Origin of the sequence: Haloplanus vescus (assembly GCF_900107665.1) — an archaeon.
GTDB lineage: Archaea > Halobacteriota > Halobacteria > Halobacteriales > Haloferacaceae > Haloplanus > Haloplanus vescus.
Genome location: NZ_FNQT01000001.1, coordinates 616,442 through 637,330 on the forward strand (window position 1 = coordinate 616,442; position 20,889 = coordinate 637,330).

Genomic DNA, 20,889 nt, shown 5'->3' on the forward strand with positions numbered 1-20,889 from the left:
CATGTCCCTCTACCAGCTCGAAAAGGACGGCGACGTGGACGCCCTGCTCGACCACCTGAAGCTGAGCGACTCGGCGTCCATCCGCGAGCGAGCGGCGTCCATCCTCGGCGACGTCGTCGACGACGAACCACAGGCGGTCGACGCCCTCGTCAAGAGAGCGCAGAGCGACGACGACGAGGCGGTTCGCGGGGCCGCCATCGACGCCCTCGACCGCATCGGCCCCGAGGCCATCGAGCGACTCGTCGCCGAGATGGCTGGTGTCGACGCGGATGGGGCCGACTGGGTGCGCGCTGAGGCGTTCGTGGAGACGCTCTCGGCGGACCGTCCAGAGCTTCGGATGGCAGCGGCGAACGCGCTCCGCCAGCTGGGCGACGCCAGCGCGCTCCCGACCCTCGTCGAGACGCTCGACGACCCGAACCCGCGAGTTCGCGCGCGGGCAGCCCGTGCCTGCGGCGCCATCGGCGACGAGCGAGCGAGTGACGCACTCGCGAATCGACTCACCGACCCTGTCGGGGACGTGCGCCGCGAGGCGGCCGACGCCCTCGCGGCCATCGGCACCGACCGCGCGCTCTCGCCGCTTCTCGATGCCGTCGAAGACGACAACCAAGAAGTCCGGTACGCCGCCGTCATGGCGCTCGGCAGCTACCGAGGCGCGGCGGCCATCGACCCGCTCATCACGGCGCTTGACGACGAGAGCGACACGGTCCGGCGGGCGGCCGTCTTCTCTATCGTCGAGTTGCTCGCGGCGGCGCCCACCGAGCAGAGCCACCGCATCCGGGAGACGGTGGTCGACCGCCTCGGCGCCGCGGACCGGAGCGTCGTCGACCCGCTGGTCGAACTCCTGACGGAGAGCCGTCAGCCCCGAGAGCGGCGCAACGTGGCGTGGCTCCTCGGGCGCGTCGCGGGCGACGTGGGCCGGGACGAGGCCGTCGAAGCGCTCATCAGCGCCCTCGACGCCGACGACGGCACGACTGCGCAGTTCGCGGCGACGAGCCTCGTCGAACTCGGCGGCGAGACGGTCGAAGACGAACTGCTCGACCTGCTTGAGGACCCGGACTGCTCGTCCGAGGCGCGGTCGAAGGCGGTGTTCGTCCTCGGCAAGGTCGGCGGGGAACGGGCCCGCGAGCAACTGGAGGGGATGCTCGACCGCACCGACGACGAATCGGTCCGCAAACAGGCGTTCTCGGCACTGTCGAAACTCGGAGGGCGACGATGAGCGAGGGCGAACGCAAAATCGTCGACACGCGCGGGAAGTTCACGCAGGTCGTCAAGGACGGCCGAGAGCTGAACGACGCGGAGTGGACGGGCGGGCGAATCCTCCTCTCGAACAAACGGCTGGTGCTCGCGAGCAACAGCGGGAAGCGGACCATCCCGCTCCCGAAGATTCAGAGCCTCGAAGGGCGGACGGACGTGAACCAACTCGTGGCGAAGGTGTCGGGCTACGTCAGCCTCCAACTCGCCTCCAACGACGTGGTGCTCGTCTCCGCGGAGGACAGCGAATCGTTCGAGCGAATGCTGTATCGGGCGCTCCTCGACCGGACCGTCATCCTCGCTCGCCACCCGGCGGTCGAGGGCGGCGTCGTTACCGACGCCGAGTGGGAGAAGGCCCGCCTGAAAATCGAGGAGAACGCCGTCGCCCTCGCCGTCGCCGACGGCTCCTTCGTCGAAATCGACCTCGACGACATCGGGTCGATGGAGACCAACGAGCGCTCGGTCAACGACGAGAAGCGACGGGTCATCGAAGTCGAGCACAGCGAGGAGGGCACGAGCGTCCAGACGTACATCTCCGGGGCGCAGCGACGGTGTACGATTCTCGAAACCCTGCTCAAGAAAGGCAAGAGTCAGACCGAAATCGGCGTCGACCTCACCGAGCGCCAGAACGAGGTGCTGATGGCGCTTTACTCCGGGGTCTCGCCGTTCGAAATCCCCGACTTCCTCGGGATGGACGTCGACGAAGTCGAGGAGGTGTTCGACCGCCTCATCGAACTCGACATCATCGAGGAGATTCGCGTCCGGCGGGAAGTCGCGCTCAACGCACGCGGCCGAAACATCGCCAGCGAGGCGATGAACGACAACTAAGTGTTGACCTCTTCAAGGCGACTGTTCACCACGACGCGTCCCTTCGGCGTCAGGACGACGCCCGCGTCGCCGTCGGCGACGAGCTCTTTCTCTTGAAGCCCGTTCAACACCATCGTCGTCTGACTGGCGTCCCCGGAGACCACAGAGAGCGGGTCGACCCCCTCGCCGGCAGAGTAGATGGCGACGAGGACCTCCACCTCCTCGTCGGAGAGGGACACGTCCGCGAGGTCCTCCACCAGGTCGCTGTACTCCAAGCGGAAGTAGCGACCGAGCAGGTTCATCACGCGCTCGGAGGGGAGGGAGACGACGGTGACGAGCGTCGTCGTCCCGGGGACGTGGCTCACGGAGAGTGCGGGGCGGTCCTCGCCGTCGAGCGCACGGGTCTCCTTCTCGAAGTCTGTCACCGTCGCCAGTTGGATGGAGAAGTCGGTGTCCGGGCCGCTGAACGAGAGCGTCTTGCCGTCGACGGCGAGGCGAGCCTTGGTGACGGGCGAATCGACGACGCGCCCCCCGCGTCGGGCGGGATGCTGGACCAGCGCCGTCTGCCCGTTCAGATGCGCCTTGAACAGGACGGTGGAGAACTTGTCGACGGTGTTGCTCTCGGCTTCGATGACCGCCATCCGGCGCTGGTTGCCCTCGCGGTAGGCGATGGTGACGGAGTCGCTGAAGAACGCGCGCATCTCCGGCGGGACGTGACCGACGGCGATGTCGAAGATATCGTCGGTCGGAATCGTCACCTTGTGGTCGTCAGCGGCGAGGACGAGACGCTTCGGACTCATAACGATACGACCCTGAACCGGGTCGTCACGGTCCATATCGGTCAGGAAGAACTCGCCGACGAAGTCGGCGATGACGCGTTCGCTCACGGCACCACCTCACAAGTGGCGCGACCCTGCCGTTCAGACATCCAGCAACCCCCCCACGACGGACATGGTGAGGACGGCGATAACACAGCCGATCCAGGTGAGCATGACGAAGTGTAGGAGGGCGTTGGCCTTGTGCCCACCGTCTACGGTCCGGATGATGAGCGAGGAGAGGACGGCATTGATCATCACGACGCCGAGCAGCATGAACTGGATGACCGGGAGGTCGTACACCTGCGTGTGAATGAGCTGGGCGGCCGAGAACGAGGAACTCGAACCGAGGTCCAGAGACATGCCGGCGAGGATGTCGACGATTTTGAAGCCGATGAAGAAGGCAAACGAGGAGGCGGCGGTGATACCGTAGAGGAGACCGATCATCGTCACCGTCGCCTGCTGACGCTGCTGTCTGAGCTGGTTGACGTGGTTCATGTTCTCGCTGATGAGCTCGCCCAACTGTTTCGGCTCGCCCCCCATCTGTCTACCGACGAGGTACATCTCGCTGAACTTCTGCATGAGATACGACCGCGTGTTGGCGGTGAAATACTGCCACGCACGGTCGGGGTCGAGACGCATGTTCAGCCGTTTGAACAGGTCGTCGATGTCCTCGGTGAGCGGGCCGAAGTCCTTCTTGCGCAGGGTTTTGAGGACGGCAGTGGTCGTCGACTGCTTCGCCGTCTCGCTGGCCCCGAGCGCCCGGATGAAACTCGGGAACTCGCCGTCGCGGGCCTTGATGCGCTCCTCGTGCAGGCGGAAGACGACACCCGGAATCGCGAGCGGCGTGACGGGGATGGCCATGTATAGCGGTCGTGGGAGCGTCGACACCGGGAGGAAGTCGGTGACGCCCGGCCCGATGCCGAACAGGTCGCCAACGACGAGAGCGACGAGGACCAGACTGCCGACGGCACCGAGGGCGAGACTGCCGATCATCGTCCACTCGCCGCGCGGGCGGACGTTGTCCGGATAGTACCAGATTGGGTCGTACGGCGACATCGTCCGGATGACGAGGAAGAAGCCAGTCTGGACGAACGCGTAGAGCACGATGACGGCGCCGACGGTCATCGTCGGATTCGTCCCCGTCAGGATGGGGAGGACGATGGCGAACACGAGGGCGAACGTCATCGAGAGCACCATCGAGAGGTAGAGGTCTTTCATGACCTCGATGTTGTCGAGCGTGCTCTCGTACATCGTCACGTAGTTCTGTATCATCACCTGCTGTTCGCTGAGGAGGAATTCGCTGAGCTCCTGCCCGGCGTTGACGGTGTAGGCGAGGCGGTCGAAGAAATCGGCCAGGTGGTCGCTGGGAATGCGCCGGGCGCGGCGGCGACAGGCGTCGTCGAGGCTCTGATTCCAGGTGTCGACGAGTTGGACGATGCGGTCGACTTCGGTGGCGAGGGCGCCGTACTCCTCTTCCTCGGCGAGTTTGCGGAACACCTCCATGCGGTCGATGTTCGTCGTCGACAGGACCGTCATGTGTGTCATCAGGAGGTGGTACTGGTTCTCCATCTCGACGCGCTCCTGGCTCACGAGGAGTTTCGGGTACGCGACGGCGGCGGCGAGCACGAGGCCGCCGAGAAGCGGAATCGGAAGCTGAACCGAGAGCGGCAGGTCGACGAAGATGGCGATGGCGACCGACCCCACGAAAAACACCGCCGATGGCAGGACGATGAAGAGGAGATACCGCGACATCTCCATATCCATGCGCTCGTAGGCCTCGACGATGTCCGCGAGCGTCTCCGAAGCGGTGATGTCGGTCCCGCTCTCCGAGGTCGGTTCAGAGGAGGCCATTATTTGTGTATATCGAACGGAAGACCCTCGACGCCGTCGCGCTGGAAGGATTTGATGGCCTCGTTGACCTCGTGGTAGTCGAGGATGTTCTCCTCGATCATGCGCTCGACGAGTCGGGCCCGGAAGTCGAGGTCGTCGTAGATGTCGCGCGTGTCGGCGTAGCCGAGCAGCGTCGCAATCTGCTCTTCGAGCACGTAGGAGTTGTTCATCCCCTGGAAGACGATTTCGTCCTCGACGGGGTCCCAGCTGAACACCTGTCGGGTGACGACACCGTCCATCTCCTTGGAGTACCCCTCGATTTCCTGCACGCTCGTCACGCGGCGAAGCACGTCGTCGCCCTGCTTGACTCGGTTCTGGAACAGCGCCACGTCGGCGTTGTCCATGAACGTCTCGGGGACGTTGATGGGGTCGCCGGTGAACCGCTGAATCATCGACACGATGTCGCTCGCGTGGAAGGTCAGCATGACGGGGTGGCCGGTCTGGGCCGCCTGGAACGCCATCCGACCCTCCTCGCCACGGACCTCACCCACGACGATGTAGTCGGGGCGGGACCGGAGTGCCGCGGCGACGAGGTCGAACATGTCCACGTCGGAGTCGCCTTCGGCGCCGCCCTCTCGGGTGAGCAACTGCTGCCACGTGTCGTGGGGCGGGAGCACCTCGGCGGTGTCCTCGGCGGTGTAGATTTTGGAGTCCCGCGGGATGAACGACATGATGCTGTTGAGCGTCGTCGTCTTCCCGGACGCCGTCTCGCCGACGACGAACACGGTCTGTTCGTTCTCCAGACAGAGCCAGAGGTAGGCGACGAGCTCGGGCGAGAGCGTCCCCCACTTGGTAATCTGGTTGATGGAGAGCGGCGTCTCGTCGCCCTGACGGATGGTGAGACTCGGCCCCTGAACGCTCACGTCGTCGGAGTAGATGACGTTCAGACGGGAGCCGTCCGGGAGCGTCGAGTCGACGATGGGGTTGGAGTCGGAGACGGGGTCGCCGATGCGTTCGCCCATGCTCCGAATCCAGGAGTCGAACTGCTCCGAGGTGCCGAAATCGACCGTCGTCTCGATGAGGCCGTAGGTGCCGTGGTCGACGTAGCACTGGTGGGGACCAATGACGTGAACGTCCTCGTTGGCGGGGTCGCGCATAACCGGTTCCAGCGGTCCGAGGCCGACGATGTCGCGGTTGAGCCGGTAGCGGATGTTCTCGTAGGTCTGCTCGCTGACGCGGATGTCACCGAGGTTCAAAAACTGGAGCAGGCGGTCGAGCCAGTATCGGAGGCCGCTCCGGTCGCGCTCGATGGTCGTCGTCTCCTGGAGGAGTTCCTCGATTCGGTCGTCGTACTCGGACTCCTCCTCGGGGACGGACTTGTTGACGCTGCGGTCGAGCAGTTTGTCGCGAATCTGGGAGAAGAGCGTCTGCTCGTTGCCCGACAGCGACGGCTCGATGGCGTAATACTTCATGTCCTGCCCCAGGTCGCCGTAGATGTGGCAGTAGATGGGCCCGCCGATGTGATAGAGCACGTTCGGCCGGCTTGTCTCGTAGTCGCTGGTCGGTTCGTCGATGAGCAGTGGGAACTCGCCAGTAATCTGTTTGAACTTCTTCAGATGGTCGCGGAGGTGCGGCCGGGAGGCTGCAATCTGCTTGAGTTCGTCCGACGGGGTGGCGGTTCCGAGTTCTGTCATTATGCGACACTACGGCTTTCTATGACGATTCCCGTCCCGGAGCGGACGGAGTAGCCGATCGAGTCTCCAACCTGCTGTCCCATACCGGCAAAGCGCTTGACGGCAATCTGTCGGCGGACGTCGTTGCCGACCTCCACCATCTCGAGTTCGAGGAAGACGTCCGCGATGGAGCGGAACGGGCCGATGGCTTCCTCGTCGACCGTCGAGGGGTCGACCGTCAGCACGACGACCTTCCCCTGCGAGATGATGTCGCGGAAGAAGCCGATGATTTCGAGGGCGGCCTGTCGCTCCTCGTTCTGTCGGACCAGCGCCTCGAACTGCGGGTCGTTGCGGAGGATGGCGTCGAACGTGTCGATGACGATGACGTCCGACTGCCACATCACCTCCGCGTTCATCAGGCGCTTGAGGAGTTCCTTGCGCTCGCCGTCGCCCTCGCCGGAGAACGTCCCACTCGTGTCGAAGTCGGCGTGGAGAAAGAGGACGTTCTCGTCGAGGAGGTGGTCCACCATGTCGTATGACAGCGAATGCATCTGGTCGATGAACCCGCGCGTCGTCAGCTCCGTCGAGAGGAAGGTGACAGAGTGGCCCTCCTCGCAGAAGCCGTACGTGAGCCGCTGGGAGAGGGCGCTCTTGCCAGCCCCGTAATCCCCCTCGGCGAGGACGATACTCCCTCGCGGGATACCGCCGCCGAGCTCCTTGTTGAGGCGGTCGTGCGATTCCAGTCCGAGCGACAGTAGGTTAGTGCCAGCCTGACTCATGATCGGAATCGAAACACCTCCTCGTCGCCGTTGACGATGAGTTTCACGCGGTGGTCGTCCGACGAGAGGTCGGCGCCCCCGATTTCGAGGCGGACGACGTTGTTCGGCCGCCACCGGTCACCGTCGACGACGGTCATGGTGACGTTCGTCTGGTACTGTCCGTCCAGTAGTATCTCGATGAACTGCGATTCGGCCGGTATCGTCGACGTACCCGTGTTCTTCACCAGGATGGTCACCGTGTTCGACGAGTTGTCGTAGACGGGGCTACCGGCGTCGCTAATCACCTCGATGTCCGTTCGCACTTCCTCGGACACTTCGAGACTCTGGTCGTCGATGCCCTGGCTCAGCCGTGACACGCCCTGCGTGAACGTCCCGGCGACACCCGCCGCGATGACCATACTTGCGATGAACAGAATCAGGTGCGATGCCGAGACGCTCGCCATCAGACCACCTCCGTCGCGGCCACGCCGGGGCCAGTGACGATTTTGATTCGGGTCGGCTGCGTCGACATCGAGACTTCGAGGTGGAGTCGCTCGCCCGGGAGCCACAACGACGTCGAATTGTCGCCGTCGACGCTTCGCACGGCGAAGTCGGTCCGGTACGTGTTGTCGACGACGAGGTCCGTCGCGTTCACCGACAGCGACGTACTCCCCTCGTTGACCACGTCGACGATCAGCGTCTCGTTGCCGGCGTCGTAGGTGGCCGTCGTGACGTTAAGCGCCGTGTTCTGGCGTTCGAGCGTCTGGTCGTCGACCGCCGCCGTGGCGTCGCTGACGCGTTCGAACCCGTTGGCCGAGGCGGTGTACGCCGTCGAGAAGGCCAGAAACAGGCCGACGAAGATTATCGCCGCCGAACCGCTGACGCTAAAGCCCAAAGGGAACCCCCCCGTCACCGCTCCAGCAGTCGAAGACGACCGAGTCCGCGGTCGACCCCGTGAGACGGCTGATGTATCGCAGGCTAGCGACGTGGTGGTCGATGGAGAGCGCCGAGGGCGGCCCGGTCACCTCGCGGTCGGCGTCCAAGTCACCGAAGCCGACGAGGAAATCGCGGAGTTCGTCCGCGGCGTCCTCGCCGACCCACTGGACGCGGCGGTAGTACTCCACCGCTCGGACTGCGTCCTCCACGTCGCTCTGCTCGACCAGATACTCCAGCCACTCCATGACGAGCATATCGCCGACGTAGCCGGCGGGCACGGTTTCGAGGTACGGCTTCGTCGTGCCGGCGCCCTGCATCATCGTGTTGGCCGCGAACTGCAGGTCGCCGGCCTGTGCCGTGTCGTCGGTGTCGGGCGTCGGCGGCGCCTGTTCCGTGGCCCCGTCCGTGACCATCTCGGCCGGTTCCGCCTCGGTATCACCGGGCTCGTCGACAGAGTCGGTGGTGTCGAAGGCGTCGTCACCGCCGCGGCCGTCGTCGGCGTCGAAGTCGTCGTCGAAGGAGTCGTCCACCCCGGCCTCGTCGCCGATTTCGGTGTCGTCGTCCCAGTCGTCACCGTCGTCGATGAGGCCGTCACCGTTGTCCATCAAGTCATCGTCGTCATCCATCAGGTCGTCGCCGTCGTCGTCGATGGGGTCGTCACCATCGTCCATCAAGTCATCGCCGTCGTCCATCAGGCCGTCATCCTCGTCGACCCAGTCGGCGTCGCCGCTGTCGTACTCGTCTTTCAGTTCCTCGAACGATTTGCCGGCGTCGTCGGAGTCGTCTTCGTCGTCTTCCATGGTCTCTGAAGTGGTCGAATCGCTGTCCGTCGTCTCGAAGTCGTCGAAACCGTCGTCGTCCTCTTCGTCGTCGAGGAAGTCGTCGTCGAAGAAGTCCTCCGCCTCGGCATCGGCGACGTCGGAGTCCAGGTCTTCGGCCTCGTCGTCGCCGTCGTCGTTGTCGAACAGACTCATCGAGCCACCGCCGGCGTCGAAGCCCCCACCGCCGGCCTGCGCGTCGTCGACGAAGGGGTTGACGCCGCGGGTGACCATCTCGTAGATGTCGAGCAGTTTCCGGACGTTCTCTTCCACGTCCTCGACGGTATTGCTTATCTCCTCGTTCTCGCTGCGAATCGTACTCACCGTCGAGGAGAGACTGGCGACTTCGTTCTCCAACTCGTCGATTCGGCCCTCGAGTTCGGCGGTCGCCGCATCGCCGCCGCCGCCCTCGTCACCTTCGTCGAATCCGAGGCCGTCGTCTTCGAAGTCGCCCCCGAAATCGTCGAGGTCGTCGTCCTCTTCGAAGAACATGTCGTCCTCGCCGCTGTCGGCGCTGGACTCGTCGTCGTCGCTACCGAGAAACCGCTCTAGAAGCTCCATGCGGCCCCCTCAGTTACGCGACGTTCCGTCGAACCCATGCTATCGTATGTTTTCACGCCTGCACTCACTTTAATCGTTGTCCTTAAGTTATCAATTCTGATATGCGCATGACGTTCGTCTGACGCGTCAGCGCGGCGCTACAGACGGGTTTCGTTGCCGCTGGAGACGATGAGTAACTCACCCGTGTCGCCACGGAACTTGATCGAGCGCCCCGAATCGCCGCCCACGTCTTCGGCGACGATGGGGATAGAGCGCTGGTCGAACACCTCGTGAGCGACGGCGACGTTCCGGTCGCCGATGGATTCCTCCTGACTGTCGAAGTCGAACATGGCGCTGGCGCCGGCCAACTTCGCCGTGACGTTCGCGGTGGTCGCCCCCTCAGCGGCCATGGCCGCGAGGAGCGTGTCGATGCCGGTGTCGGTGTACTTCACCGGATTCGGACAGTCCTCCGGCGCTGCCGGAAGCATGGTGTGGATGAGGCCCGCGACGCCCGCCCGCTCGTCGTAGAGTGCGACGCCGAGACAGGAACCGAGGCCGCTCGTCGACAGCACGGCGCCCCCGTCCGTGACGGCGAACTCCGCAATGCCGACGCGCTTCTGGGTCGCACTCGACGTCGGTTCTGCGCCATACGTCTCCATGTTAGAAGAGCGATTCTGTATCGGCCTCGAGTTCGTCGCGTCGCTCGACCAACAGGGAGTCGAGGGCTTCCTTGAGCTTTCGCTCGTCCGGGATGGCGTAGATTTCGCAGTTGAACTCCCCCTCGGGCGTCACGACGGCCGAGTCCATGAGGAACGCGTACTCCTGGGACTGACCGAGGCGGCCAGCGATGGGACTGAGGATGGCCGTCCCCATGTCGTGAACCAGTTCCGGGGGCGTGTGATCGATGCTCGTCTGGAGCACGTTCGCCCAGCCGTCGATGAACCCGCTGGTCATGATGTTGCCGAGTTCCTCGATGGCGCTCTCGCCCATGTCACCGAGTGGTTCGTCGAGTTCCATCGGCACCGTCGCGTCGACGATGGTCCGGGCCGATGGCTCGTCGAAGAGGATGGCGAGATAGCCACCGGGCGTCCCCTTGAACTCCATGACCGTCCCGAGATACACCTCGTCGCGGGCCGTGTTCGGCACGTCCTCGATGGGGACGAAGCTGAGACGACTCACGTCAACGTCAGTCTCGATGCCCGTCATCGAGGAGACGTTCTGGGCGGCCCGTTCGGCGCCCTGGCGCGTCATCTCGTCGAAGACGGTCAGTTTGTCCATCGGGATGGCGTCCTCGTGGTCGTCGCTGGCTTCGAGCATCTCCGCGAAGGCGCCGTACTCCGGGAGCATGTAGATGTAGGCGTCTATCTCCTCGTCGACGGCGGTCATCTGACTCTCGAAGACGAAGACGTGTTCCTCGTCAGCGCGTTCGAGCGCCCCGTTCGGCAACACGTCGGTCCCGTCGCGTTCGACGTAGGTCGGCGGCGTCATGTCGACGTTCGTGGTCAGGTAGTCGGCCCACCCGTCAACGAACCCACCCATCATGATGTTGCCAATCTCCTTGAGACCGCTCTGGGCCATGTCGTCGAACTCGTCGTCTTCGCTCGCCGTCGCACCGGGAACCAAGACGTCGACGATGCTCGCTGCACTCCCACGGTCGAACGCGAGCGCAGTCTGTCCCGAGAGCCCACCGTCGAGACCGATTTGGACGCCGACGAAGGTCGTGCCACCGAAGACGTCCTCCACGTCCCGTTTCGACATCAGGGTGACGTTGGTCACGTCGACGTACGTCTCGATGCCCGTCATCTGGGTCAGTGACGCTGCGGCGTGTTCCGCCCCCTCCTGTGCGAGGCGGTTGTACGTGCCGAGCGACTGGATATCAACCCGCATCGTCAGGCCACGACGTCGTCGATTGCTTCCAGCACGTTCGGTTTCTGGAAGGGTTTCGTGATGTAGCCGTCTGCCCCCGCTTTGACGGCGTTTTTCATCTTTTCCTCCTGACCGACGCTGGTACACATGATGACGTTCGCGTCGGGGTCGCTCCCGGTGATTTCGCTCGTCGCCTCGATTCCGTCACGGATGGGCATGACGATGTCCATCATCACCAGGTCGGGGTCGTGTTCGCGATAGAGTTCGACGGCTTCCACGCCGTTCTCGGCTTCCCCGACGATTTCAAAGTTCTCTTCCAGAATCTCGCGCAGGAGGTTGCGCATGAAATCCGAATCGTCGACGAGTAGTACTTGCGGTGGCATCTATCCCGTGAATTCACGACACCGTAAATAAAGACTCGGGCGCGATTCTCAGTCCTGATACGGATGCCGGCAGGCGATACGGTCAGTCTTCGGAGAGGGCGACGGCTTGCTCGTCGGAGACGGCCTGTATGAGATCGTCGATGGAGTCCTCGCGGTCAAGGTCGTAGCGCTTGAGCAGTCCGGTGAGCGTCCGAACAGGGTAGCGGACGGAGACGCTCGACTCGGCGAGCAGGATGCCGAGTACATCCTCGACGGGCGTCCCATCGCCGACGTGTTGGGCGTACCAGATGAGAAGCGACTCGAAACTGGTGACCACGTCGTTGGAGACGACCTGATGGCGGCTGACGCCATCGTCGAACTTGGCGGTGGCGTGGAAGCCGTACTTGGCGTCGATGGTACTGTAGTGGTCGTCGAGCCACGCGTTGACGTCCGCCTCGGTGATTGACGACTGGTCGTCGGACGTCGTGTCGTCGGTTTCGGGCGGGTCCGACGCGTCGCGTTCTTCGTCGCGGGCGTCGGCGGCGTCGTCGCTCGTCGGCCCACCGGTGGAGACGACGTAGCGGCCGTCGTCGATTTCGTCCACGTTGTCGTGTCTAGTGATGTCTAACTCCTCCTCGGTGAGCACCTTGCCACGATCCGAGACGGAGTCGTCTGAGTCTGATGGCATACCCCGGGCAGTGTTACCACTTGCGAGGGTGAAAACATAAAGATTCGGTGGAACCGCGCGGAGCGGCGGTTTATAGTTCGACGGATTCCTCGCCCGAGAGCGACTGGGGCACCTGAATGCGGATGATGGACGTCGCACCGCTTTCGGTGTTGACTCGGAGCGTCGCCGTCTGACCGGGTTCAAGCGGCCCGCCGACGAATTCATCGTTGTTGGCGAAGGCGGTCATGTTGATCGTGACCACCAGTCGGTCAGTCCGACTGTTCAGGATCAGACCGTTACCTCGGCTGGCGTTAATCGAGTCATCGTCGTCCTGGAGGGCCCGCGTGCTGTTGACGGCCGTGTCATTCGTGAACGGGAATCGGTCAGTACCGTCGGGCCCGATGAGTTCGAACGTCGTCGCGCTCATGTTGATGTCGTTGGCGCCCGGCGATTTCTGGACGACCAGCGAAACCTCGTTCACCCTGAGAGATTGGTTCGCCGCGGAGAGGTTCTCCGAACCCTCGGCGACGACTTGGCTATTCGAGCTGTTGTACACCGAGACGTTCCCCGTCTTCGACACCGGCTCGAGCCGGTCGGTGACCTGCGAACTACTCTGTTGACCCGTCTGTTCAGACTGCGTCTGGAGGAAGCCAGCCGTGTTGATCAGAACGCCGGCCGCGATCGCTGCGACCAGGACCATCGCGATGAACACGATGAGCGTCCCGATACCGACTTGACCCCTGTCAGTTCGTTCTTCGAACATTGTTTGATGTGTAACCCGGGGTCGTGGTGCCCGCGGGCTCTGCTCTACCGTTCTCGAAATCAGTAATAAAGATATGCACCCGAATATCAGTAGTGAAAATCGCAGGTAGAAGCCCTCAAACCCAGAGTACCGAGATTATTACTGTAGAGAATATTTGAAGGAGCCGAAGTGCAGGGAGATCGTCTCGAACGGAGGATTAGTCGTAGATTACCAGACTGTAGACGACGAAGATGAAGCCGAGCGACGAGAGTCCGTTGTTGACCAACAGGAGCGAGCGGACGCCGTCGAAGTCGGTGACGAACGCACTGATTGCAGTCGCGATGGCGGCAGCAGCGATGAGACCGAATCCGAGGGACACGTGAATCATCGCTCGACGGGTAGTCTGGAGGTACGCCTTGATCGCCATCCCGACCATGGTGAGCCCGGAGAGGACCAACACGCCGGTGGCGGCGAGGTATAGGTATTCGACGACGAGCATTGGGGTTCGTGAGCCACCTTACCGCAACAGGATATAAATCTAGCCGTGATATTCTCAACGTTGATACGCCCGTGCGCAACGTCGCCCTCGCACACGCGCTCAACAGTACATTTTATTATGACGCCTCATATCTAAACTGATAACGAATGGACGGGACCGAGATGCTGCGGGTGTTGGGCAACGAGTACAACCCGCAAATACTGAGTTTCGCTCACGAACCGCGGTCGGCACAGGAACTCAGCGATGAACTCGACGTGCCCATCGCCACCTGTTATCGGCGCATCGAGGAGCTGCAAGAGGCGGACCTACTCGAACACCACGACCGTGTGCTCTCCGACGAGCGGCGCCGCGTCAACGTCTATCGCCGAAACATCGAGGAAGTCGTCGTTCGATTCAGCGAGGGCGATGTCGACGTCGACGTCGAGGAACGACAGCAGATCAAAAACCGCCTCGACGAAGCGTGGCGACAGCTCTCCGAGTGATTACTCGCCGGGGAACGGGGAGTTTCCACCGCTACCCATCATCGAGAAGCCCGCGGCTCGCTCGTGGACGGTGATGCCCCCGTCGGTGATGTCCATGGGGAAGATGTCCGTCTCGATGTTCTGCTTGCGCATCTTCGCGACCCAGATGTATCGGTTGACGCCCGACTCCGTCGGCGTCTGAATCAGGTAGATGTTCCCGTCGGTGAGGAAGTTCTCGAGGCCGATGTCCTGTTCGGGGAAGACGGCGGACTGCTCGGCGATGAGCAACGACGTCAAGCCGTTGGCCTTCAGGATGTCGGAGAACTTGAGGAGGTACGTCCGCTTTTCCTGCTCGTCCGTGAAGAACAACTCGAACATCGTCAGCGAGTCGAGGACGAAGCGGTCGTAGTCCATCTCCTCGAACTCCTCGAGAAGCAGGTCCAGCGTGTCGTTGAAGTCGTTGTGTCGGAGGAGTTCCTGCTTGTCGTAGACGAGAATCTGGTCGTCCTCGACGAGTTCGCGCCAGTTCTCGAAGCCGATGGACTCCGCAGCTTGGGCGATGTCCTCCCGGTTCTCCTCGAAAGAGAGATAGATGCCCGTCTCGTCGAATTCCTGAACGCCGTTGTAGATGTACTGCAACCCGAGGATACTCTTCCCAGTCCCCGGATTGCCGCTGATCAGGACTGTCGCGTTGTCGACGATCCCGCCACCGAGAATCGAGTCGAGCCCTTCGATGCCAGTTCGCGTCAGCTCGGTCATTACAATCCCGTTACGCGGACTGATTGAAATAAATTCGCAACGCGCCCGAGACGGCGGCTCCCCCGGGGCTTATCAGACCTGAGAACCCGGACGCAACCTATTTCATCGGGTGTGGCGAGTACCAGTCAATGAGGCTTTCCACCGGCGTGGACGGTTTCGACGAACTCGTCGAGGGGGGGCTCCTCCAAAATCGGCTGTACATCCTGAGCGGACCGCCGGGGAGCGGAAAAACGACCCTCTCCTCGCATTTCGTCACGGAGGGGGCCCGCGTCGGCGAGAAGTGTCTGTACCTGAGCATGCACGAAACCGAGGAGGAACTGATTCACGACATGAGTTCCTACAATTTCGGCTTCGAGAAGGCCGCTCAGTCCGGTAAATTCCAGTTCCGGAACGTCTTCGATTCGAACGCCAAGCGCCTCCTGAAAGGCCCCGGCGGCAACGACTTCTCTTCCGGCGTCCAGAACATGACCAACCGGCTGGTCAGTTTCATCAACTCCCGGGAGATAGACCGGTTGGTCATCGACTCGACGATGATCCTCCAGTATTTCTATCCGGACAACCACGAGGCGTTCGTCCAGTTCCTCACCTCGCTGAAGCGCGTCGACGCGACGACACTGCTCATCTCCGAGATGACGGACCCGACCTCCTACGCGGACGAACACTACCTCGCACACGGCGTCATCTTCATGCACAACTACATGGAGGGCGACGGGATGCGACGGGGCGTCCAGATAATCAAGATGCGGGGGACGGACATCGACAGCGACATCCACGCCATCGAGTTCGAGGACGATGGCCTGCACGTCCGACCGGAGCAGGACATCGAGGCCTGATATGTACGACACCGAGTTCGGCACCGACTGGGAGAATCTGGGCAAGGAAGCGGCGCTCGAACGCGCCTTCGCCCTCGGCGTCGCGCGTGCGCTCGGTAAACCCAATCAGGAGGAGTACGACCGCGTGGTGGCCGACGCGGACACGAGTTACGAGCGCAGCCTGATCGAACTCTCGTACGACGAAGGCCGACGGAAGGCGTCGGGGCGAAGCGGCGACGGAACCGCGGTGTGGGAAGAACTGGTCGTCGAACCGACGGGTGCGTCCGAGGCTGACACTGCCGCCGACGCCCCCAAGTCGCGGACGAGCCGGCCAGACATGATGTCACGGCCCGAGCCGACCGCAGTCCCCGACGACGGGATGGACCGACTGCAACTGCCAGAGTTTCTTCGCCAGCGCTAGGCCGCGTCGCCGTCGCGCATCAGTTCGCCCGGCTCCGTCCAGATGACGAACTCGCCGTCTTCCTGCCGTTTGACGACGCCGTTGATCCACGGTTCGTCGACGGGTGACTCCTTGACCGCCGACAGCGACACCGTCGAGACGCGCCGGACACCGTCAACGGCCCACCCGACGCTCCACTCGTCGTCCATCTGCGTCGAATCGAAGACGACGATGAGGTCGCCGTCCCCGCCGGACTCTGCCGCCAGCGTTTCCATCGGGTCGATGACCGTCGTGATGTCGCCGCGGAGGTCGATGACGCCCTCAACGAACGCCGGCGCGTTCGGGATTCGAGTCACGGTGCCGCGTTCGACTATCTGCTCGATGTACGTGATATCGAGACAGTAGCGCTCGTCGCCCAAGACGAACTCCAAGACGGAGATGGTTTCGTCGTCGTCCTCCGTCTCCTCGTCGGCCGTGTCGTCGTCAGTTGTGTGTTCGTCGTCGCCCATCGCTTCGAGGACGGCGGCGACCGACGATTCGGCGTCGCTCGTATCGGCGCCCGAGAGCGCCTGAACGACTTCGGAGTCGATGGCATCGTCTCCCACCGCGTCGGATCGTGTGGTCGGGTCGGACATGTGGTCTTGGCCGAGATTCGGACCACCCCGTAATAAATTCGGGCGACAGGTTCTCAGGGCTGATACTCGACCCACTCGCCGGCGAGGGCTCGCCCCGCGCCCGCGGAGACGTAGCGGTCCCAGAGGACGAGTGTCGTCGGGAGGACCAGAATCGAGGCGAGATACGAGTAGAGCACGCTCAAGGCGATGAGCAGGCCGAACTGGCCGAGGATGGGCGAAATCGCCAGCCAGAGCACGCCCAACCCGGAGACGGTGGTCAGCATGCTGCCGGTGAGGGCGCCGCCTGTCCCGCGGACCGTCGACAGCAACGCGGCGTCGACGTCCGTCGACTCGTCGTACTCCTCGACGAAGCGATGCAGGAGGTGCGCCGAGTAGTCGATGCCGAGGCCGATGGCGATGGAGAGACTGGTCCCGGTCAGGACGTTGAACGGGATGTCGAGAAAGCGCATCGTCGACGCGAGCGCCGCGACGGTGACGGCGATGGGGAGGACGTTCACGAGGCCGAGCGACGGGCGCCCCTCCAAGAGGCCGTAGACGACGACGAGGAAGGCCGCCGCGGCGACGAGGGCGATGACGAGGCTCCGGAAGGCCGACTCGCCGATGACGTCCGAGACGGCTTTGAGGACGATGACGCCGCCGGTGGCGGTGGCTTCGAACCGCACTCGGTCGGCCACCTCGCGGGTGTCCTCCGTGACTGCCTCTTGGGAGGCGTCGGCCTCGACGGCGTACTCGATGCGCGCGCTGGAGTAGTCGTCGGTGATGTAGTTCAGCGCGCGGTCACGCGCCGGCGAGTCCAAGAGCGCGGCGTAGACGGTCCGCAGGTTGTCGTCCGGGATGCCGTTGTCGTTGCGGTCGTTGCGCGCGACCAAGGCGGCGAACTCGGGGTCACGCTCCGCGTACGACCGGATGACGGTCACGATGCTCGTCTCGCGGGCGTGACCGTCGTCGTCGACGAAACTCCCCGGTGGACTCTCGCCCGCCCGCCACAACGCCTCCAGCGCGTAGTCCTTGTGTAACGGCCCCTCGACGTACACCGTCGTCGTGTCTTCCTCACCCGTCTGGAAGTTGCGTTCGAGGAAGTTCGTCGTCTCGGTGACGGTGTAGTCGCCGGGGCGGAAGGGCTCGGGGACGTACTCCAGATACGCCGGGGGCTCCTCCGGGGGGAGGAAGTCGTCCTGCGTGAACCGGCTGTCGACGCCCGCGCCGTACTGCCCCATGAACGCCGTGGAGATGATGACGAGGACGAGGAACGCGCGCGGCGCGTTGCGGGCGATGTGGACGCCGACGGGTAACACGCGTCCGAGGAGCGAGCGCTCGTCGCCGAGCGCCGCCGACCCGAAGGACGGGAGGCCGAGGCGCTCGCGCCAGCAGTCGGCGTACACCTTCGTCGCGGGGAGGAAGACGCCGAACACGAGCGCGGTGAAGACGATACCCACCGCCGCGACGATACCGAGTTCGCGGATGGAACTGAGGCCGCTGCTCAGGTTGGCGGCGAACCCGAGTACGGTCGTCCCGGTGACGATGAAGAAGGCAATCAACAGCTGGTCGGTCGTGACCCGCATCGCGTCGCGAACGCCCACGTCGCCGACGTGTTCCTCGCGGTAGCGGTTGATGGCGTGGATGCCGAAGTCGATACCCACCGCGAGCAAGAGCGGCGGGATGGCGACGAGCAACTGCGAGAACGCGATGCCGGCGAGCCCCATGAAGCCGAACGTCCAGAGCATCGTCATCGCGAGGGCGACGAGGCCGAGCAACAGGTCGATCGGGTCGCGATAGGCGACGATGAGAAAGAGCAGGATGAGCGCGACGGCGGCCGGAATCACCAACTGGAGCGAGTCGTTGATGACGTTACCGAGCTCTTCGGACGTGATGCCGCTCCCGAAGACGGTGATGTCGCCGCCGACCGACTGGACGATGTACTGGGCCTGCAGCTGAATCGACGTGAGCGGGCTGGACCCACTCGTTCCCGGTCCCTCGCTCGCACCGCCGGGGAGTCGGTGCGACACCGTCCCGATGGTGGCCGACGCGGACGCGGACCGGGCGTTGTAGTCCTCGCTGAGGAGGGCGCGAAGCCCGGGCTCGCTCGAGACGGTCGTGCGGACGGCGCGGTCGATTTCGCCGGGCGTCGCGCGTTCGACCGCCCGAATCTCGTCGTCGATGGTGTCGGCCGAGGGGTCGAGTGTCTGGGCGACGGCGCGGGCGACGCTCGACGTGCGCGTCACCTGCAGGTCGTCGTCCTCGGACAGACGATTTTGGGCCCGGAGCATCCGCAGCAGTTCTGGCTTCGAGAGGACGTTCGTCCCCGACTGAATCAACTGCGTCGTGCCGCTATCGTCGCCGAAGGTAATCCGCTCGAAGTTGTCGTTGACCTCTTGGAGCGCCTGTTCGGCGGGCACGTCCTGCGTGAACTGGTCGGTCCCGGAGTCGGTGCCGCCGGCGCCGAGGCCGGCGACGAACAGCCCCGAGACGAGCAGGAAACAGAGGATGACCTGTCCGGGCCGGTCGACTATCCACGCGTCCAGCGTGTCGATGACCCGCTGGACGTCGAGATGCGGGAGCAGCGACACGGGTCGTCAGTCGCCTCCGTCGCTCCGGCGATACCAGACGAGCAGGCCGAGTCCGACGAGGACGAGGACGCCGATGGCGATGGGGACGACGGGCGGGCCGCCGCTCTCCGGTCGGTCGACCGTGATGGGGACGCGGTAGGTCTTCGACACCTCCGTGTCGCCGTCCGGGAGTTCGTACTGGAAGTCGACGGAGACGGGGTAGGATTTCTCGAGTGCGGACCCACTCGTGCTCAGGCCGATGACGAACGTCGCGGATTCGCCGGGGGCGAGCGAGGAGACGAGGCCCTCGTCGTCGTCGCTACTCAGCGGCGACTGGACGAACGCCTTGGCCTCCACGTCGCTGAGGGGGTCGTCGCCCTGATTCGTCACGCGGAGTTCGAGCGTCGTCGTCTGCCCGGCGACGACGGTGCGATTGACCGCCTCGACGCTGAAGCGGTCGCGCTGGGGAGCGATTGTCACGCGCTCGGAAAGCGCGTCGCTCCGGCGCGTGTCGCCGCGCTCGTTCCGGTACCGGACGGAGACGTTGAACTGTTGGGTGGTGGCGCTCGCCCCGTCGCTGACGGCCACGTCGAAGTCGAACTCGCTCGCCTCGCCGGGGCCGAGGGCGTCGAGAGCGTACTCGCTGGACTCGACGTTGACGTTGGGGTTCGACGACTGGAACACGACCACGGGGTCGCTGACGGCGTCGGGGCCGCGATTGACGACGGTGCCGGAGAACTGCCCCTCCGTCCCGACTCGGAGCGTCGAGTCGGTGTCACGGAGGGCGAAGGTCTGTTCGGGGTCGGGACGGACGCCGACCGCGAGGGGTTCGGCGCTGCGCGCGATACCGTCGGTGTCCTCGTACTCCACCGTCGCCGTGAGACTGTAGTTTCGCTCCGCCGCGTCGTCGGCGAAGGTGACGGTGTAGTCGAGCGTCGCGTTCGTGCCGGGTTCCCAGCGCCCGACGTAGCCCGTCGAACTCGTCGACCCACTCCCGAACGTGAGTTCGTCCGTCGACGACGAGAGGACGATGCTCGCGTCGCGGGCGGGCCGCGTCCCGTCGTTCTGGAGGGTCACGGACACGTTGCCAGTGTCGCCGATTTGGGCCGCCGATGAGGTGTCGACCACGTCGAACTGTGCTTGGTCACGCACTCGGACGGTGACGTACCGAGTCACCTCGCGACTGATGTCGTTGTACTTTGGTGACCCGACCGAACTGTACTCGACACTGACGGAGTGGGTGTAGGAGACGGTGACGGGGATTCGGTAGCGCCCGGGAGAGACGTCCTCCGGGACGGTGATGGAGATGGGGTCTGCGGTGGTCGTGCCGCGGGGAACGTCGCCGACGGCCACGCGACCGGTGTTGATTTCGAAGGGCGTGTCGCCGCTGGCCACGTCAAGAGAGACGCCGCGGGCGGTAACGACCCGGGTCTCGTACTCCGCGGGGCCGCCGCGACGCAGCTGGCCGTCGTTGGAGACGACGAGCTGTAAGTCGGTTTCCGTACCCGGTTCGACTTCGGTCGTCGAGGCGTACACGTCGATGTCCGGGCGTCCGATGACGGTGCCGGAGGAGGACTGCCCGGCCGCGAGACCGGTGGCAGCGAGGGCAGCGACGACGACGAGCGTAACGAGGAGGAGCGAGCGATGAGTGGCTGACATAGTGGGGTCGGGCCGAGAACCGACCGTGTGGTCGCCGCAGAACGCGAGTG

22 protein-coding genes are annotated in these 20,889 nt (G+C 64.0%); 5 read left to right on the forward strand and 17 right to left on the reverse strand.

The features are described from left to right. The first annotated feature begins 1 nt into the window (after position 1). Positions 2 to 1,216, forward strand: coding sequence for a HEAT repeat domain-containing protein (locus BLU18_RS03290; protein WP_092631421.1), 1,215 nt, complete (start codon positions 2 to 4; stop codon positions 1,214 to 1,216). Then, positions 1,213 to 2,079, forward strand: a complete 867-nt coding sequence (locus BLU18_RS03295) for a CheF family chemotaxis protein (protein WP_092631424.1) — start codon at positions 1,213 to 1,215, stop codon at positions 2,077 to 2,079. Before BLU18_RS03290 ends, BLU18_RS03295 begins: the two co-directional genes overlap by 4 nt. On the opposite strand, the gene BLU18_RS03300 is transcribed toward BLU18_RS03295, so the two are convergent. From BLU18_RS03300 to BLU18_RS03360, 13 genes are all read right to left on the reverse strand, one after another. Beyond that, on the reverse strand, positions 2,076 to 2,945 hold the full coding sequence (locus BLU18_RS03300) for a CheF family chemotaxis protein (RefSeq protein ID WP_092631427.1): 870 nt from the start codon (positions 2,943 to 2,945) through the stop codon (positions 2,076 to 2,078). The genes BLU18_RS03295 and BLU18_RS03300 overlap by 4 nt on opposite strands. A 33-nt stretch (positions 2,946 to 2,978) precedes the next feature. After that, positions 2,979 to 4,727 (reverse strand): archaellar assembly protein FlaJ, encoded by a 1,749-nt coding sequence (gene flaJ / locus BLU18_RS03305; RefSeq protein WP_092631430.1) that lies wholly within the window; start codon positions 4,725 to 4,727, stop codon positions 2,979 to 2,981. Continuing rightward, the gene (locus BLU18_RS03310; RefSeq protein WP_092631434.1) at positions 4,727 to 6,400 is read right to left on the reverse strand and encodes a type II/IV secretion system ATPase subunit; all 1,674 of its coding nucleotides are present in this window, start codon (positions 6,398 to 6,400) and stop codon (positions 4,727 to 4,729) included. The genes flaJ and BLU18_RS03310 overlap by 1 nt, the downstream gene beginning before the upstream one ends. After that, positions 6,400 to 7,158, reverse strand: coding sequence for an archaellum protein ArlH (locus BLU18_RS03315; protein ID WP_092631437.1), 759 nt, complete (start codon positions 7,156 to 7,158; stop codon positions 6,400 to 6,402). The genes BLU18_RS03310 and BLU18_RS03315 overlap by 1 nt, the downstream gene beginning before the upstream one ends. Continuing rightward, positions 7,155 to 7,601 (reverse strand): archaellum stator protein ArlG, encoded by a 447-nt coding sequence (locus BLU18_RS03320; RefSeq protein WP_092631440.1) that lies wholly within the window; start codon positions 7,599 to 7,601, stop codon positions 7,155 to 7,157. The genes BLU18_RS03315 and BLU18_RS03320 overlap by 4 nt, the downstream gene beginning before the upstream one ends. Then, entirely contained in the window at positions 7,601 to 8,032 is a 432-nt protein-coding gene (locus BLU18_RS03325) for an archaellum stator protein ArlF (protein ID WP_092631443.1), read from the reverse strand. Before BLU18_RS03325 ends, BLU18_RS03320 begins: the two co-directional genes overlap by 1 nt. Further along, positions 8,022 to 9,452, reverse strand: a complete 1,431-nt coding sequence (locus BLU18_RS03330) for a FlaD/FlaE family flagellar protein (RefSeq protein ID WP_092631446.1) — start codon at positions 9,450 to 9,452, stop codon at positions 8,022 to 8,024. Before BLU18_RS03330 ends, BLU18_RS03325 begins: the two co-directional genes overlap by 11 nt. Positions 9,453 to 9,589: 137 nt before the next feature. Continuing rightward, positions 9,590 to 10,090, reverse strand: a complete 501-nt coding sequence (locus tag BLU18_RS03335; protein WP_092631449.1) for a hypothetical protein — start codon at positions 10,088 to 10,090, stop codon at positions 9,590 to 9,592. A 1-nt stretch (position 10,091) separates the two neighbouring features. Further along, positions 10,092 to 11,318, reverse strand: a complete 1,227-nt coding sequence (locus tag BLU18_RS03340; RefSeq protein WP_092631452.1) for a chemotaxis protein CheC — start codon at positions 11,316 to 11,318, stop codon at positions 10,092 to 10,094. 2 nt (positions 11,319 to 11,320) lie between these two features. Next, entirely contained in the window at positions 11,321 to 11,680 is a 360-nt protein-coding gene (cheY, locus tag BLU18_RS03345) for a chemotaxis protein CheY (protein ID WP_049936755.1), read from the reverse strand. 82 nt (positions 11,681 to 11,762) lie between these two features. Continuing rightward, a complete protein-coding gene (locus BLU18_RS03350) occupies positions 11,763 to 12,347 on the reverse strand; it encodes a DUF7500 family protein (protein WP_092631455.1) in 585 nt (194 codons plus the stop codon). A 70-nt stretch (positions 12,348 to 12,417) separates the two neighbouring features. After that, the gene (locus BLU18_RS03355; protein WP_092631458.1) at positions 12,418 to 13,089 is read right to left on the reverse strand and encodes an archaellin/type IV pilin N-terminal domain-containing protein; all 672 of its coding nucleotides are present in this window, start codon (positions 13,087 to 13,089) and stop codon (positions 12,418 to 12,420) included. 196 nt (positions 13,090 to 13,285) lie between these two features. After that, complete coding sequence (locus BLU18_RS03360; RefSeq protein WP_092631461.1) at positions 13,286 to 13,567, reverse strand: DUF7521 family protein; 282 nt, start codon at positions 13,565 to 13,567, stop codon at positions 13,286 to 13,288. A gap of 146 nt (positions 13,568 to 13,713) precedes the next feature. On the opposite strand from BLU18_RS03360, the gene BLU18_RS03365 reads away from it, so the two are divergent. Then, complete coding sequence (locus BLU18_RS03365) at positions 13,714 to 14,049, forward strand: winged helix-turn-helix domain-containing protein (protein ID WP_092631464.1); 336 nt, start codon at positions 13,714 to 13,716, stop codon at positions 14,047 to 14,049. Here the strand turns inward: BLU18_RS03365 and BLU18_RS03370 are convergent, their stop codons facing one another. After that, positions 14,050 to 14,787 carry an RAD55 family ATPase gene (locus BLU18_RS03370; protein ID WP_092631467.1) on the reverse strand — a complete coding sequence of 246 codons (738 nt, stop codon included), beginning with the start codon at positions 14,785 to 14,787 and terminating at the stop codon, positions 14,050 to 14,052. Between the two features lie 128 nt (positions 14,788 to 14,915). On the opposite strand from BLU18_RS03370, the gene BLU18_RS03375 reads away from it, so the two are divergent. Then, positions 14,916 to 15,620, forward strand: coding sequence for an RAD55 family ATPase (locus BLU18_RS03375; RefSeq protein WP_092631470.1), 705 nt, complete (start codon positions 14,916 to 14,918; stop codon positions 15,618 to 15,620). Between the two features lies 1 nt (position 15,621). Then, positions 15,622 to 16,020: a DUF8057 family protein gene (locus tag BLU18_RS03380; RefSeq protein ID WP_092631474.1), complete on the forward strand. Its 399-nt coding sequence runs from the start codon at positions 15,622 to 15,624 to the stop codon at positions 16,018 to 16,020. Here BLU18_RS03380 and BLU18_RS03385 read toward each other — a convergent pair. Genes BLU18_RS03385 through BLU18_RS03395 form a run of 3 tightly spaced genes read right to left on the reverse strand, consistent with a single transcriptional unit; the run spans position 16,017 to position 20,839 of the window. Next, the gene (locus BLU18_RS03385; RefSeq protein WP_092631477.1) at positions 16,017 to 16,634 is read right to left on the reverse strand and encodes a chemotaxis protein CheW; all 618 of its coding nucleotides are present in this window, start codon (positions 16,632 to 16,634) and stop codon (positions 16,017 to 16,019) included. The genes BLU18_RS03380 and BLU18_RS03385 overlap by 4 nt on opposite strands. Positions 16,635 to 16,687: 53 nt before the next feature. Then, positions 16,688 to 19,201 carry an efflux RND transporter permease subunit gene (locus tag BLU18_RS03390; RefSeq protein WP_394327317.1) on the reverse strand — a complete coding sequence of 838 codons (2,514 nt, stop codon included), beginning with the start codon at positions 19,199 to 19,201 and terminating at the stop codon, positions 16,688 to 16,690. 6 nt (positions 19,202 to 19,207) lie between these two features. Beyond that, the gene (locus tag BLU18_RS03395; protein ID WP_245697867.1) at positions 19,208 to 20,839 is read right to left on the reverse strand and encodes a COG1361 S-layer family protein; all 1,632 of its coding nucleotides are present in this window, start codon (positions 20,837 to 20,839) and stop codon (positions 19,208 to 19,210) included. Between the last annotated feature and the right edge of the window lie 50 nt (positions 20,840 to 20,889).